At 71.2% G+C, this 13,037-nt stretch carries 11 protein-coding genes; 4 read left to right on the top strand and 7 right to left on the bottom strand.

Annotated elements, in window-relative coordinates:
* Nucleotide 1: 1 nt before the first annotated feature.
* The 4 genes from IQ210_RS36035 to IQ210_RS36020 form a co-directional block, all read right to left on the bottom strand.
* Nucleotides 2-457, bottom strand: a complete 456-nt coding sequence (locus IQ210_RS36035) for an ester cyclase (protein ID WP_194083435.1) — start codon at nt 455-457, stop codon at nt 2-4.
* 100 nt (nt 458-557) lie between these two features.
* Nucleotides 558-2,693, bottom strand: a complete 2,136-nt coding sequence (locus IQ210_RS36030) for a putative bifunctional diguanylate cyclase/phosphodiesterase (RefSeq protein WP_194083434.1) — start codon at nt 2,691-2,693, stop codon at nt 558-560.
* A complete protein-coding gene (locus tag IQ210_RS36025; RefSeq protein ID WP_194083433.1) occupies nt 2,690-3,502 on the bottom strand; it encodes an SAM-dependent methyltransferase in 813 nt (270 codons plus the stop codon). Before IQ210_RS36025 ends, IQ210_RS36030 begins: the two co-directional genes overlap by 4 nt.
* A 345-nt stretch (nt 3,503-3,847) precedes the next feature.
* On the bottom strand, nt 3,848-4,801 hold the full coding sequence (locus IQ210_RS36020; protein WP_194083432.1) for an SCO0930 family lipoprotein: 954 nt from the start codon (nt 4,799-4,801) through the stop codon (nt 3,848-3,850).
* 246 nt (nt 4,802-5,047) lie between these two features.
* Here IQ210_RS36020 and IQ210_RS36015 point away from each other — a divergent pair, with 246 nt between their 5' ends.
* The 3 genes from IQ210_RS36015 (at nt 5,048) to IQ210_RS36005 (ending at nt 7,171) form a co-directional block, all read left to right on the top strand.
* Nucleotides 5,048-5,659, top strand: a complete 612-nt coding sequence (locus tag IQ210_RS36015; protein WP_322657502.1) for a hypothetical protein — start codon at nt 5,048-5,050, stop codon at nt 5,657-5,659.
* 16 nt (nt 5,660-5,675) lie between these two features.
* The gene (locus tag IQ210_RS36010) at nt 5,676-6,440 is read left to right on the top strand and encodes a bestrophin-like domain (RefSeq protein WP_194083430.1); all 765 of its coding nucleotides are present in this window, start codon (nt 5,676-5,678) and stop codon (nt 6,438-6,440) included.
* Nucleotides 6,441-6,640: 200 nt separating this feature from the next.
* Nucleotides 6,641-7,171: a hypothetical protein gene (locus IQ210_RS36005; protein WP_194083429.1), complete on the top strand. Its 531-nt coding sequence runs from the start codon at nt 6,641-6,643 to the stop codon at nt 7,169-7,171.
* Nucleotides 7,172-7,277: 106 nt separating this feature from the next.
* On the opposite strand, the gene IQ210_RS36000 is transcribed toward IQ210_RS36005, so the two are convergent.
* Complete coding sequence (locus IQ210_RS36000) at nt 7,278-7,760, bottom strand: hypothetical protein (RefSeq protein WP_194083428.1); 483 nt, start codon at nt 7,758-7,760, stop codon at nt 7,278-7,280.
* A gap of 333 nt (nt 7,761-8,093) precedes the next feature.
* Here IQ210_RS36000 and IQ210_RS35995 point away from each other — a divergent pair, with 333 nt between their 5' ends.
* Nucleotides 8,094-8,762, top strand: coding sequence for a class F sortase (locus IQ210_RS35995; RefSeq protein WP_194083427.1), 669 nt, complete (start codon nt 8,094-8,096; stop codon nt 8,760-8,762).
* A gap of 33 nt (nt 8,763-8,795) precedes the next feature.
* Here the strand turns inward: IQ210_RS35995 and IQ210_RS35990 are convergent, their stop codons facing one another.
* Both IQ210_RS35990 and lysX read right to left on the bottom strand, forming a co-directional pair.
* The gene (locus tag IQ210_RS35990) at nt 8,796-9,644 is read right to left on the bottom strand and encodes a polysaccharide deacetylase family protein (RefSeq protein WP_194083426.1); all 849 of its coding nucleotides are present in this window, start codon (nt 9,642-9,644) and stop codon (nt 8,796-8,798) included.
* Between the two features lie 89 nt (nt 9,645-9,733).
* A complete protein-coding gene (gene lysX / locus IQ210_RS35985) occupies nt 9,734-13,000 on the bottom strand; it encodes a bifunctional lysylphosphatidylglycerol synthetase/lysine--tRNA ligase LysX (RefSeq protein ID WP_194083425.1) in 3,267 nt (1,088 codons plus the stop codon).
* Nucleotides 13,001-13,037: the final 37 nt, after the last annotated feature.

The raw sequence follows: 13,037 nt of genomic DNA, 5'->3' as shown, positions 1-13,037 counted from the left end.
CCTATCGCGCTCTGCGCGCCGCCGCTGCCTCTCGTACGGCGTCCAGCGGAATCCCCGCCTGCTCGCACAGCGTGGCCAGGTCGAAGTAGATCGTCTCGCCGGCCATCAGGCCCTGCTCGAAGGGGACGACGTTGGCGAAGGGCACCTCGAAGGCACCCCCGCCGGGCGGGACCCCGAGCCAGTCGCCCCGGCTCGTACCGCGCAGGGTTCCCCACACCACGATGACCTTGTCGCCGAACGCGATGCCCTCGTCCTGCGGGGAGAGGTCCGGGAAGGCGATGAAGTACTGCTGTTCGTACGCGGCCCGCACCGCGTCCCGCCCCTGACTGCGCAGCCCCAGGGCCTGTGTCTCCAGGAAGCAGTCGTCGCCGAAGGTCTGCAGGATCGAGTCGATGTCCCGCGCCGCCTCGGCCTCGCGGTGGGCCTCGAAGAGGCGACGCATGTTGATGACGTCCATGTCCGCACTCCCTCCGCTCGGGGTGCCGGTGGCCCCTCTTCGATCGTAGGAAGGGGGGCACCGGACAGCCACCGCTCGGGTCACCGCACGGCCAGGGCCCTCACCCCGTCGCGTCCACCAGCGCCAGCTCGTGCAGCCGCTCCGGCGGGCCCGGGCGGGCGTAGTACCAGCCCTGGGCCGTGTCGCAGCCCAGTATCCGCAGCTGCTCGGCCTGGGCGCCGGTCTCCACGCCCTCGACCGTGACCGCGAGGTCCAGGCTGTGCGCGAGCGAGACGATGCCCTCGACGATCTTCAGGTCGACGGGGTCGGCCGGGAACTGCTGCATGCTCTGGGTGAAGGAGCGGTCCAGCTTGAGGATGCTCACCGGCAGGCGGCGCAGGTTCGCCAGGTTCGAGTAGCCGGTGCCGAAGTCGTCCAGGGCAATGTCGACGCCCATCTCGGCCAGCCGGCGCAGGGGCTTGAGCAGGTCGTCGTCCGCGCCGATCAGCGCCGACTCGGTGACCTCCAGGCAGAGCGCGTCCGGCTCGACGCCCGTGCGCTCCAGGATGTCCACCGTGTCCTGCACCAGGCCGGGGTGGGTGAGCTGGCACGGCGAGAGGTTGACGTTGATGCGCATCGGCCCCGCGTCCGCGTGCCGCTCGCGCCAGTCGCGGGCCTGCCGGACGGACTGTTCCAGGACCCAGCGGCCCAGTGGGACGATGAGGCCGGTGTGCTCGGCGAGCGGGATGAACCGGTCGGGGCCGAGGACGCCGTGCTGCGGGTGCAGCCAGCGGACCAGGGCCTCGGCGCCGCGGACGCTGCCGTCGCCGAGGTGGACCAGCGGCTGGTACTCGATGAAGAACTCGCCCCGGTCCAGGGCCGTCGGCAGCGCGGTCGTCAGGCCGTGCCGGGTGATGGCCCGGGCGTCCGCCTCCGCGTCCGCCAGTTCGAAGCGGTTGCCGCCGGAGGCCTTGGCCCGGTACATCGTGATGTCGGCGCTGCGCAGCACCTCGGCCGCGCTGCGCTCCCCGGCGGGGCCCTCGACGATGCCGATGCTGCCGCGCACGGTCAGTTCACGGCCGTCGACGCTGACCGGGGCGACCAGCGCGTTCATGATCCGTGAGGCGAGCTCGTCGACCTCGCGCTCGGTGTCGGTCCCCGTCGTCAGCGCCACGAACTCGTCACCGCCCAGACGGGCGACCATCTCACCGGGCGCGGTCGCGCAGGACTGGAGCCGGTCGGCCACCTCCACCAGCAGCCGGTCGCCGGCCGCGTGGCCGAGGCTGTCGTTGATGGTCTTGAAGCCGTCGAGGTCGAGGTAGCACAGCCCGAACCGCTGGCCCTCGCCCGCGCCGAGCGCCTTCTCCAGACGCTCGAAGAAGAAGGTGCGGTTGGGCAGGCCGGTGAGCGCGTCGTGCGTGGCCTCGTAGCGCAGCCGGAGGTTGAGGAGCCGACGCTCGGTGGTGTCCTCCATCAGCGCCAGCTGGTACTGCGGGTTGCCGTCCGCGTCGCGCAGCAGGGAGACCGTGAGGTTGGTCCACAGGACCGTTCCGTCAGGGCGGGAGAACGCCTTCTCGACGTGGTAGTGCTCGCGGTCGCCGCGGACGAGCTCGTCGTAGAGGGTCCAGGTCTGCGGCGCGTCCTCGGGGTGGGTCCACTCCACCACGTTGCGGCCGAGCATCGTCTGCTCGGTGATGCCGAACATCCGCAGCAGCGCCTCGTTGACCTGGAGGATGTTGCCTTCGAGGTCGGCCATGCCGATCCCTATGGCGGCGCCCTCGAAGACCGCGCGGAAGCGGGCCTCGCTCGCGTGCAGCGCCTGCGCGACCACGCCCTGCGCCTTCAGGGCGGCCGCGGAGATCGCCTCCTGCTCGGCCAGCGTCCGCTCGCGCAGCGCCTGCGCGAACCCGGCGGCCATCGCGTGCTGGAGCCGGGAGGCGCGCACCCGCAGGTCCTGCTGGTCGCCGTCGCCGCCGCAGTACAGCACCAGGTAGGCGTCGACGCAGTCCAGCGTCCGGCTGAGCGCCTCCGGGTCGGTGCAGTGCACGGTGACGAGCGCGGCGCCGACCGCCTTGGCCTCGTCGGCGTCGAAGGTCCTGGCTCGCAGCGCCTCGCTCAACCGGCGGGCCAGCGGCAGGAGTTGCTCCTCGAACTCGGGCCGGGTCGAGGACGTCGTGGTCACCGGGAACACCGCCCGGCTCCAGATCGTCGCGAACCGGCGCAGTCTGTCCTCCGGCCCGTCCGGCTCGGCGATCACGCGGTACGCCCCACGCCGGCGAATCCGGAGAACGCCCAGGGATCGTCGTCCTCGGGCGCCGTGTCCGGCCGCCAGTGCGGCATCGGCACCAGTCCCGGTTCCACCATGTCGTACCCCTCGAAGAACCGCGCGATCTCGTCGCGCGAGCGCATGATCAGCGGGTTGCGAATGTCCTTGTATACGTCCACCGCACCCCCGGCCCGCTCCGCCGGCAGCGGGATTCCCTCGTACGAGGCATGCGTGAGCACCAGCAGGCTGCCGGGCGCGAGCGCGTCGCGCAGTTCGGCCACCGCCCCGTACGGGTCGTCCTCGTCTTCCACGAAGTGCAGTATGGCAACGAGAAGCAGGGCCACCGGCCGGTTCAGGTCGATCAGTTGCTGTACTTCGGGGCTCGCGAGGATCTCCTGCGGCTTGCGCAGATCCGCCGCGACGACGCCCGCCTGCTCGTTGCCGGCGAGGACGGCCTGGCTGTGGGCGACGGCCACCGGGTCGTGGTCGACGTAGACGACGTGCGCGTCGGACCTGGCGACCTGGGCCACTTCGTGGACGTTGCCGAAGGTGGGGATGCCCGAACCGATGTCCAGGAACTGGGAGATGCCCTGCTCGGCGGCGAAGCGCACGGCGCGCCGCATGAACGCCCGGTTCGCCTGCATGATCTTGGGCAGTCCCGGCATGAACTCCATTGCCTTGCGAGCGGCTTCCCGGTCGACCTCGAAGTTGTGCGAGCCGCCCAGGTAGTAGTCGTAGATCCGCGAGACGCTCGGCACCGAGATGTCGATGCTCCGTGGGGCCCAGGCAGGACGCTCCATCTAGCTCTCCAAGGCTTCAGGCGATCCGGTGTTCGAGCTGAGGCTACTGATCGCCTGCCAAAGGAGCGAGCTGAAACGGAAATTGACCGTCCGTTCCCGGTCACTGCCTGCGGCACGTGCCGAGTTGACGTTGCCACAGAAGCGGTGATTCACGGCAAACCGGTCCGCCCCCTGCGTGCGGTGCGCAGGGGGCGGACCGGTGGGTCGCGCACGCCGGCCGTTCGTCCGGCACTCTCGCTGAATCCTCGTGCCTCCCTTCCGCGATGCGTCACTGACGGGAGTCGGGCGGTCAGCCCTGGGGAGTTGACCTTCGGGTCGGCCGGGAGGGGCGACCCTTGTTCCTGCTCACTTCTTCGGCGCGCCGACCGGCTTTCCGTCGGGCGAGACGGCGTACCAGGTGCCGCCGACGCCCTGACCGTTGGTGTCGCCCGGCTCCTTGTCCTGGGCGAAGGTGTAGATGGGCCAGCAGTCGATGGTCTGCTGCTTGACCCCGTCGGGCCGGGTGAAGCTCATCAGGCCCTTCTTCTCGATGCCCTTGGTGTCATTCGCTTCGACGGGACCGACGGCCGGCCACTTCTCCAGGCAGGCCCCGGTGCACCGGGAGATCGGGTCGGGCCAGGCGGTGTCCTTCAGGAAGCGGTAGACCGTCATGCCGTTCTTGTCGACGACGATCTCGCCCAGGTTGGGGTCCTCGCGGGTGGACAGTCCGGGCAGCGAGGCCAGCGAGGCCTTCTTGCCGGTGGGGGCGAGCGCGTACCACTTGCCGCCCACGCCCTGGCCGTTGACGTCGCCCGCGTTGACGTCCTTCGCGTAGCGGTACGCCGGCCAGCCGCCGATCGTCAGCTGCTTGCTGCCGTCGGCGCGGGTGACCTCGCCGAGCAGCGCCTTGTCGATGCCCTCGCCTGCCGAGGCGTCGTCGGCCGGCACCGGGGGCCAGGTCGTCGCGCAGTCGCCGGCGCAGTTGGACTTCGGCGGCTCCGCGGTGTCCGTGTCGAAGCGGTAGAGGGTGAGGCCGGCGTTGTCGGTCAGCACCTTGCCGAGCTCGGGGTTGGTGACGACGGCCAGCTTGCCCGCGGACTTGGCCGGCGATGCGGGGCTGCTCGCCGAGGGGCTCGCCCCGGCGTTGCCGATGCCGGAGCCGATACCGGCGCCCGCGTTTCCGTAGTCACCGGCCGCGGCCGTCGCGCCCACGTTCTGACTGCTCGCGGACGGGGCTGCTTCCTGGCCGCACGCCGTCGTCAGCGCCAGCACCGCCGCAGCGCTCGCCACGAGCGATGCACTCCGCCAGGAGGTCTTCATCGTCAACTCCCCATATTGGTACGGGTGTTGCAGCGCCCTGCTGCGCCGCCGCACGGCCATGGGTACGGACGGAAGTGGCTGTTGTGTTCAACCGGGGCACATTTTTCTTTCCGGAAGCTGTGACACCGGTCCACCGCGAGGCACGAGAACCCCTCCTCAAACCCCTGCGCGGCTCGCTCACTCCTTCGGGGCAATCACCCGCCACCAGGACACACCGCGGCGCGTTCTGGGTTCATGATCTGCGTCGTGCATCGACCCGAACCGACCCAATACGCCCCCGTCATACGGGTGTTGACCGCCCTGGCCCTGGCGTGGCTGTGCGTCGGCGTACCGGCCGGCACCGCGCGGGCCGACGCCTGCGCGTCCGCGTCGACCGGTCCGGACGGCACGGTCGCGGTGGCGGTCGCCGGCAGTGGCCTGACCTGGCCCACCCCTCCGGGGTGCCCCACGCCCACTCCCCCGCCACCTCCGCCGTGCCCCACGCCGACCCCCACTCCGACACCCACCCCCACCCCGAAGCCGACCCCGACCCCGACGCCCACGCCGACGAAGGCGAGCCCCACCCCGAAGCCCACGCCGAAACCGCCCCCGCCACCCCCGGCCCCGCGGCCCGCGGCCCCCGCACCGCGCCCGACACCCACGCCCACCCCCACGCCGACGCCGACGCCGACCCCGACGCCCGAGCCGTCGCCGAAGCCGACCCCGCGGCCGACTCCGACCCCGACGCCGGTGACCTATCCGGCGTACCACGCACCGGCCCCGCACCGGACCCCGCACCACGGCACCTCGCCACTCACCTTCGTCCTGCTCATCGCGGCGCCCGCCATCGCCGCCGTCGCCGCGCTGCGTCCGCGCTGATCCCTGGAGGCCTCCCTTGCCGGAATGGCTTGTTCTCACCCTCGCGATGCTGGCCGCCTGTGCCGTGGTGGTCCTCATCACCGTCATCCGCCACGGCGCGGCGTCGGAGGACGAGGACCCCGACGAGACCCCGGACGTCATCGAGTACATGACGATGTGGATCGGCGTGGTGTACGCCATCGTCCTGGGCCTGGCCATCGCCGGGGTGTGGGAGGGGCGCAGCGCGGCCCAGGACCACGTCCAGGCGGAGGCGGTCGCCCTGCACGAGGTCTCGGAGCGGGTCCGGGTCTACCCGGCCGACGTCCGTGACCGCATTCGGGAGGATGTCAACGCCTATGTCGGACACGTCGTGAACACCGAGTGGAAGGCGATGGCCGACAAGGGTGACGTCACCGAGCGCGGCACCCAGCTGCTGGAGAAGCTCCGCCAGGACGTCACCGACTACGAGCCGGCCGACGACTTCGAGGCCCAGGCCTATCAGCCACTGGTCGACCAGGTGGCCGCCGCCGACGCGGCACGCACCTCCCGCACCAACGCGATGGGCGCGACGATGCCGGGGGTGGTGTGGTTCGGGCTGATCGCCGGGGCCGTCATCACCATCGGCATGGTCCTGGCCCTCCAGATCCGCAGAACACCACGCGAGCTGATCCTCGCCGGACTGTTCTCCGCCCTGATCGCCTTCCTGCTCTTCCTGATCTGGGACTTCGACGCGCCCTACAGCCGGGGCATCACGGCGTCGGCGGAACCGTTCCTGAACCTCTTCCCGAACATCAAGGGCTGACAGCCCCTCACCTGAGAGAACCCCCGCGGGGACGCCGCCACGCCGTCGGCGTCCCCCGGCCGGCCCACAACCGTGCCCCATTCGCCCGACAGCGTTCGCGCAGGTGTGCGTACCTTCCTAGCGTTCCGATCATCGAGGTGCATTTCCGGCAAAGGCGGAAAAGGTCCGCAGCTGCTCCTCGGGGACCCGGAGGACTCACCATGCGCGCGATACGCGTAGCTTCGGCCGCACTGCTGGGCGTAGGCGCCCTCGCCCTCTCCGCTCCGGCCGCCGTGGCGTCCGGCGGCGGCAACATCACGCCGTTCGGCTTCAGCGTCATGCCCTCCACGATCGCCGCGGGCGGCCAGGTCACCCTGCAACTGGACCGGGACAGCGGCGGCTGCACCGGGTCCGCGACCGTCAGCTCGGGGGTGTTCGACACGATCACCATCCCGGGCAACCGCTCGTCGGCGACGGCGGTGGTCGACTGGGACGCCAAACCGGGCGCGGTCTACAAGGTGACGTTCTCCTGCAACGGCGTGAGCGGTTCGACGGACCTGACCATCGCCACCGGCCGCACCACCCCGACCACCCAGCCGCTGTACCCCGACCGCGGGGTGCACGCCGGTGAGGGCGGCAGTGTCGCCGGTTTCGACCTCAAGGAGATCGGACTGGGCGCCGCGCTCATCGCCGGCTCGGTCGGGGCGGCGTACCACTTCTCCCGGCGCCGCACCGGCGAGGACGGCGCCTGACCGCACCGCGGGTATCGCCGCACAGGCCTTCGCCCCGGACCTTGGAAGAGGTTCCGGGGCGAAGGCCTGTTACGTGCGATGCGTGACGGCGAAGGAGGAGCGGGGATCAGATCCGCTTCTCGGAGCGGCGGCGCATCCAGAACAGCCCGCCGCCGACGACGGCCGCGGCGACGAGCCCGCCGCCGATCGCCATGTCTGTCGGGGTGGCACCGGCGGAGCTGCTGCCGCCGAGACCGCCGCGCACAGCGCCGATGACGGTGAAGGCGGTCGGGTTCGTCAGACGCCCGTTGGCGCACATGACCGTGATGCTGTGCGATCCCTGTCGGGCGTTGTTGTCGACCCTGGCGGTGCCGCTCGCCAGGCCGCCGGACGAGGTCAGAGTGACCGTCGGGAATGCGTCGGAGCTGGCGGTCGCGGGCGCGTTGCAGTTGTTGACGGTGATGTTCAGTTGCCCGCCGCGGGCGATGGCGCTCGGCAGGGCGGTGACGTTGGACGGGGAGTTCATGCCGTCGGCGACGGCGGCGGGGGCGGCGAGGCCCAGGGCGGCGACCGCGGCGGCAGAGGCCGCCAGGGCACGAGTGGTACGCATGTGATCCTCCGCGGAAGACGCCCCCGGGAACGGTTCCCGGTGGATCGGCGAGAAAGCGCCTCCCAGAAAGACCCTCAGATGCCGTGCACGCGGGCGCATTTCGGCGATGGTCCGTCCTGGTGAGAGGACACGCCGACCGAAAAGCGCACAATCGGATATTGCCGCAGGTCACGGACCGTCAGAAATTTCCTGGGAGCGTCAACTCGGATGGCGCACCCACACCGGTGGCGGCCACCCGTTCGCCTTTGCCCCGTCGCCGGTTCCGTGTCCGGCACTTAGCGTGCTCGTATGCGCGACTGACGTGGCGACGGCCGCGTCGAGAGGGGAATGCGAATGTCTGCGTCCGAGCTGGCCGATCTGGCCGAAGAGGAGGAGCAGCGGAAGAGGCGCGCTCCTTGGGGCGTGATAGCGCTTGTTCTGCTGACCGGCCTCGCGCTCATTCGGAACGGTTCGGGAGAGTTCGACGTGGGTCCGCCGCAGCCGGCGACAGCGGCTGCGGCGGACAGTCGTGTGCCCGGGACCTTCTCCGGGTCGGCGACGCCTCTGTCGTTCTCCGAACCCGAGCGGGTGCGGATTCCCGCGATCCAGGTGGACGCGCCGGTCATGCCCGTCGGTCTGGACACCGAGGGCTGGGTGGGCGCGCCGCCGCCGGAGGACCCGAACCTGGCGGGCTGGTTCACCGGCGCGGTCTCGCCGGGCGAGAAGGGCACCGCCGTGGTGGTGGGCCATGTCGACAACAAGTCGGGGCCCGCCGTGTTCTACGGACTCGGTGCGCTGAAGAAGGGAAATCGCGTCGAGGTGCGGCGCAAGGACGGGAAGACGGCCGTTTTCGAGATCTACGGCATCGAGGTCTTCGAGAAGCAGAACTTCCCGGGCGACCGTGTCTACGGCTCCAAGGGCACTCCCGAATTGCGGGTCATCACCTGCGGAGGCGGTTTCTCGAAGCAGAACGGTTATGCCGGGAACGTCGTCGCGTTCGCCCGCCTGGTCGAGGTCCGCTGAGCGTTCCCCGACCGGGCGGGCCGGCGATCCGGGTCAGGCGTAATGCCGTCTCGGGACGGTGACGTGATATCCGGAGTCCAGGAGTTGCGGCAAATATTCGCGCAGCGCCCGGACGCTCTGGGAGCGGTCGCCCCCGGCGTCGTGCGAGAGCACCACGACGCCGGGGGCGGCGCCGTTCTCTACCCGCCGTTCGATGGTGCGGGCGCCGGGGGTGGTCCAGTCGAGGGTGTCGACGGTCCAGGCGAGGGGTTCCATGCCGAGTTCGGCGCCGAGCTGGAAGGCGGCGCGGTTCCAGGCGCCGTAGGGCGCGCGGAACCACTGGGGGCGTTCGCCGTAGGCCTCCTCGATGACGTCGCTGGTGCGTTCCATCTCGGAGCGGATGCGGCCGCGGCTGAGGCGGGTCAGCAGAGGGTGGGACCAGGTGTGGTTGCCGACGATGTGCCCCTCATCGGACATGCGTTCCAGCAGGTCCTTGTTGTCGACGGCCATCTCGCCGCAGACGAAGAACATCGCGCGGACGTCGTACTCGGCGAGGGTGTCGAGGACGGCGGGCGTGTAGCGCGGGTCCGGTCCGTCGTCGAAGGTCAGCACCATGGTCCGGCCGCGTCCCTGCATGCGCAGCAGCGGTTCGCGGCGGACCGGGGTCCGGCCGGGGGCGGTGCGGGGCGGGCCGTATCCGGTCAGGGGCTGGAGCCGGTAGGCGGAGGGCTTGAGCGGGCGGCGGGCCGGGGGGCCGGCGGCCGGGAGCGGGGGCTTGACCGGGTCCTCGCCGCCGAGCGTCGCGAACAGCCCGGCGGTGCCGGCCGCGCCGACGGCGGCGGCACCGGCGAGCAGGGCCCGGCGTCGCGTGAGCAGCCGGGTGAGCAACTGATCCTTCGTCATGACTCATCAGTCGCCCGAACCGGGGCCGACGCACCAGGACAGCACCGGTGCGGCGGCAGGAATACACCCGCCCGGCCTATGACGGGCCGTCAGTGGCGGCGCACGAGGGGGAACGGGAGGGTGTCACGGATCGTCAGCCCCGTGAGGAACATGACCAGCCGGTCGACGCCGATGCCGAGCCCGCCGGTGGGCGGCATCGCGTACTCCAGGGCGTCGAGGAAGTCCTCGTCGAGTTCCATCGCCTCCGGGTCTCCCCCGGCGGCGAGCAGCGACTGCGCGGTGAGGCGGCGGCGCTGTTCGACGGGGTCGGTGAGTTCGGAGTAGGCGGTGCCGAGTTCGGTGCCGAAGGCGACGAGGTCCCAGCGCTCGGCGAGCCGCGGGTCCTCGCGGTGCTGGCGGGTGAGCGGGGAGACGTCGGTCGGGAAGTCCTTGTAGAAGGTGGGCAGCTGCGTCTTCTCCTCGACGAGGCGTTCGTACATTTCGAGGACGACGTCGCCGCGGCCGTCGTCGGGGGTGTACGGCACTCCGGCGCGGTCGCACAGCCGGTGCAGCCGGGCGAGTTCGGTGTCGGCGGTGACCTCGTCGCCCAGCGCCTCGGAGATCGCGCCGTAGACGGTCTTGACCGGCCAGGCCCCCGAGATGTCGTACTCCTGCCCGTCCTTGCGGGCGACGGGTGTGCCGAAGGCCGCGGTGGCGGCGCCCTGGATGAGTTCGCGGGTGAGGTCGAGCATGACGTCGTAGTCGGCGAAGGCCTGGTAGGCCTCCAGCATCGTGAACTCGGGGTTGTGCTTGTAGGAGACGCCCTCGTTGCGGAAGGTGCGGCCCATCTCGAAGACCTTTTCGAGGCCGCCGACGCAGAGCCGTTTCAGGTACAGCTCTGGGGCGATGCGCAGGTACAGGTCGAGGTCGTAGGCGTTGATGTGGGTGGTGAAGGGGCGGGCGTTGGCGCCGCCGTGGATCTGCTGGAGCATCGGTGTCTCGACCTCGAGGTAGCCGCGTTCCAGGAGGCCCTGGCGCAGGGCCTGTACGGCGGTGGAGCGGGCGCGGACGACGTCGCGGGCGTCGGGACTGGCGACGAGGTCGAGGTAGCGCATGCGGACCTTGGTCTCGGGGTCGGTGAGGCCGCGGCGTTTGTCGGGCAGGGGACGCAGGCACTTGCCGATCAGCTGCCAGGAGCTGACGAAGACGGTCGGTTCGCCCTTGTCGCTGGCGCCGGCCGTGCCGGTGGCGGTGATGTGGTCGCCGATGTCGGTGTCCGACCTGAAGCGGTCCACGCCCTCCTGGGTGAGGGCGAGTTGGTGGTCCCCGGACCAGTCGCGCAGCGTGACGAAGACGATGCCGCCGAAGTCCCGCACCCGCATGATCCGCCCCGCGACGGTGACCTGCTCGCCGTCGCGGACGTCGGCGAGGGCATGGGTGCGGGCGGGGATTCCGACCGGATAGGGGTCGATGCCCTCGGCCCTGAGCCGGGCCAGTTTGCGGCGGCGGACGCGGGCCTGTTCGGGCAGGCCCGCGTCCGGGTCGTCGGTCCCGGCCTCGTCCCCTCCGGCGAGGCCGAGCGCCGACAGCGACGGCAGGCCTTCGGTGGTGGCCGGCCGCGGCCCGGCCTTCGGGTGCCCCTTTCCCCAGAGTTTGCGCAGCGACGGTACGGAGACAAAGCCCTCGGCGATTCCGGAGGCGAGGCCGATGCGGGCGAGGGCGCCGGTCTCTCCGTAGCAGATGAAGCGGGGGTACCACTCGGGCTTGTACTTGGCGTTGGAGCGGTACAGGGCCTCCAGTTGCCACCATTTGGAGAAGAACAGGAGGAGCCTGCGCCAGAGCCGAAGGACCGGTCCGGCGCCGATGCGGGCGCCCTCCTCGAAGACCGAGCGGAAGACGGCGAAGTTGAGGGAGATCCTTCGGACGCCCAGCTTCGGGGCGGCCGCGCAGAGTTCGGCGACCATGAACTCCATGACGCCGTTGGGGGCGCTGCGGTCACGGCGCATCAGGTCCAGGGAGACGCCGTCGCGGCCCCAGGGCACGAAGGAGAGCAGGGCGAGGAGTTTGCCGTCCTCGCCGAGGGCTTCCACGAGGAGGCAGTCGCCGTCGGCCGGGTCGCCGAGGCGGTCCAGGGCCATGGAGAAGCCGCGTTCGGTCTCGGTGTCGCGCCAGGCGTCGGCCTTGTCGACGACCTCCTCCATCTCGGTGTCGGTGAGAGTGGAGTGCCGGCGGATGCGGCAGTGGGCGCCGGTGCGGCGCACGCGGTGCACGGCCTGCCGGGTGACGCGCATGTCGCGGCCGTTCAGGTCGAAGTCGGCGACGTTCAGGATCGCCTCGTCGCCGAGCTGGAGGGCGCCGAGTCCGGCGCGGGCGAAGGCCTTGGCGCCGTCCTCGGAGGCGCCCATCGCGGCGGGCGCCCAGCCGTGCCGGCGGGCCGCGTCGAGCCAGGCGGCGATGGCGTGCGGCCAGGCCTCGCGGTCGCCGACAGGGTCGCCGCTGGCGAGGCAGACGCCGGCTTCGACGCGGTAGGTGACGGCGGCCTTGCCGCTGGTGGAGAAGACGACGGCCTTGTCGCGGCGGGTGGCGAAGTAGCCGAGGGAGTCCCGGTCGCCGTAGGCCCCCAGCAGGGCGCGGATGCGGTCCTCCTCGTCGCCGTGCAGGGCGGCTTCCATGCGCTGGGAGCGGAAGAGGGTGGCGGCGGCGTTGAGCAGCGCGAGGGCGCCGAAGAGGCCGAGCAGGAAGAACAGGGCGCGCGGCGGGGCACCGTCGAAGGAGCGGCCGGAGACCAGGCCGCCGCAGACCCGGTTGGCCGACCAGAGCAGCCGCTGGCCGCGCGGCAGCGTGCCGGGGAACAGCTCGACCAGGCCCCAGCCGACGAGGATGCCGAGGAGCAGGCCGAGGAGCAGCACCCCGATGGCCCGGCGCACCGCGCCCCGGCGCGAGTCGGCGTAGAACTCGCCGCGGGCGACGACGAGCAGGGCGAGCGCCAGGCAGCACACCACCAGGGACGGGACGGAGTCGGCGTACAGGCCGACGACCACGCCGAGGACGTCGACGAGGACGAGCAGGCCGAGGTAGACGACCACCAGCCACCAGGCGACGCGTTTGCGGGCGGCGGTCGCGCCGGCGAGGAGGAAGAGGAAGACGGCGTAGGCGAGGTTGGCGCTGACCGGGACGATGAGCACGTCGAGGAAGCGCACGACGGGACGCAGCGGTCCGCGCAGCGGCGGGATGAAGGCCAGCAGCAGACAGAGCAGTCCCAGGGCGCCGAAGAACGTGGCGAAGCCTTCGGGCACCCTGCTGAGGAGGCCGCTGCCGGGCCGTCGTATCGGGCCCTTGCTGTCCTTCGCCGGGGCGGCCTCGACGGTGGCACTCATGTTCCGACTGTAGGAACTGACCGCCGACCTCGCCCGT

The organism is Streptomyces justiciae, from assembly GCF_015163075.1.
Lineage (GTDB): Bacteria > Actinomycetota > Actinomycetes > Streptomycetales > Streptomycetaceae > Streptomyces > Streptomyces justiciae.
The sequence above is the reverse complement of the archived record's forward strand: the minus strand, read 5'-3'. Positions and strand labels throughout refer to the sequence as shown.

Coding starts and splice junctions, on each gene's coding strand:
- IQ210_RS36025 (WP_194083433.1), bottom strand. CDS start 3,502: ATGGAGCGTCCTGCCTGGGCCCCACGGAGCATCGACATCTCGGTGCCG.
- IQ210_RS36035 (WP_194083435.1), bottom strand. CDS start 457: ATGGACGTCATCAACATGCGTCGCCTCTTCGAGGCCCACCGCGAGGCC.
- lysX (WP_194083425.1), bottom strand. CDS start 13,000: ATGAGTGCCACCGTCGAGGCCGCCCCGGCGAAGGACAGCAAGGGCCCG.
- IQ210_RS36000 (WP_194083428.1), bottom strand. CDS start 7,760: ATGCGTACCACTCGTGCCCTGGCGGCCTCTGCCGCCGCGGTCGCCGCC.
- IQ210_RS36005 (WP_194083429.1), top strand. CDS start 6,641: ATGCGCGCGATACGCGTAGCTTCGGCCGCACTGCTGGGCGTAGGCGCC.
- IQ210_RS35990 (WP_194083426.1), bottom strand. CDS start 9,644: ATGACGAAGGATCAGTTGCTCACCCGGCTGCTCACGCGACGCCGGGCC.
- IQ210_RS36020 (WP_194083432.1), bottom strand. CDS start 4,801: ATGAAGACCTCCTGGCGGAGTGCATCGCTCGTGGCGAGCGCTGCGGCG.
- IQ210_RS35995 (WP_194083427.1), top strand. CDS start 8,094: ATGTCTGCGTCCGAGCTGGCCGATCTGGCCGAAGAGGAGGAGCAGCGG.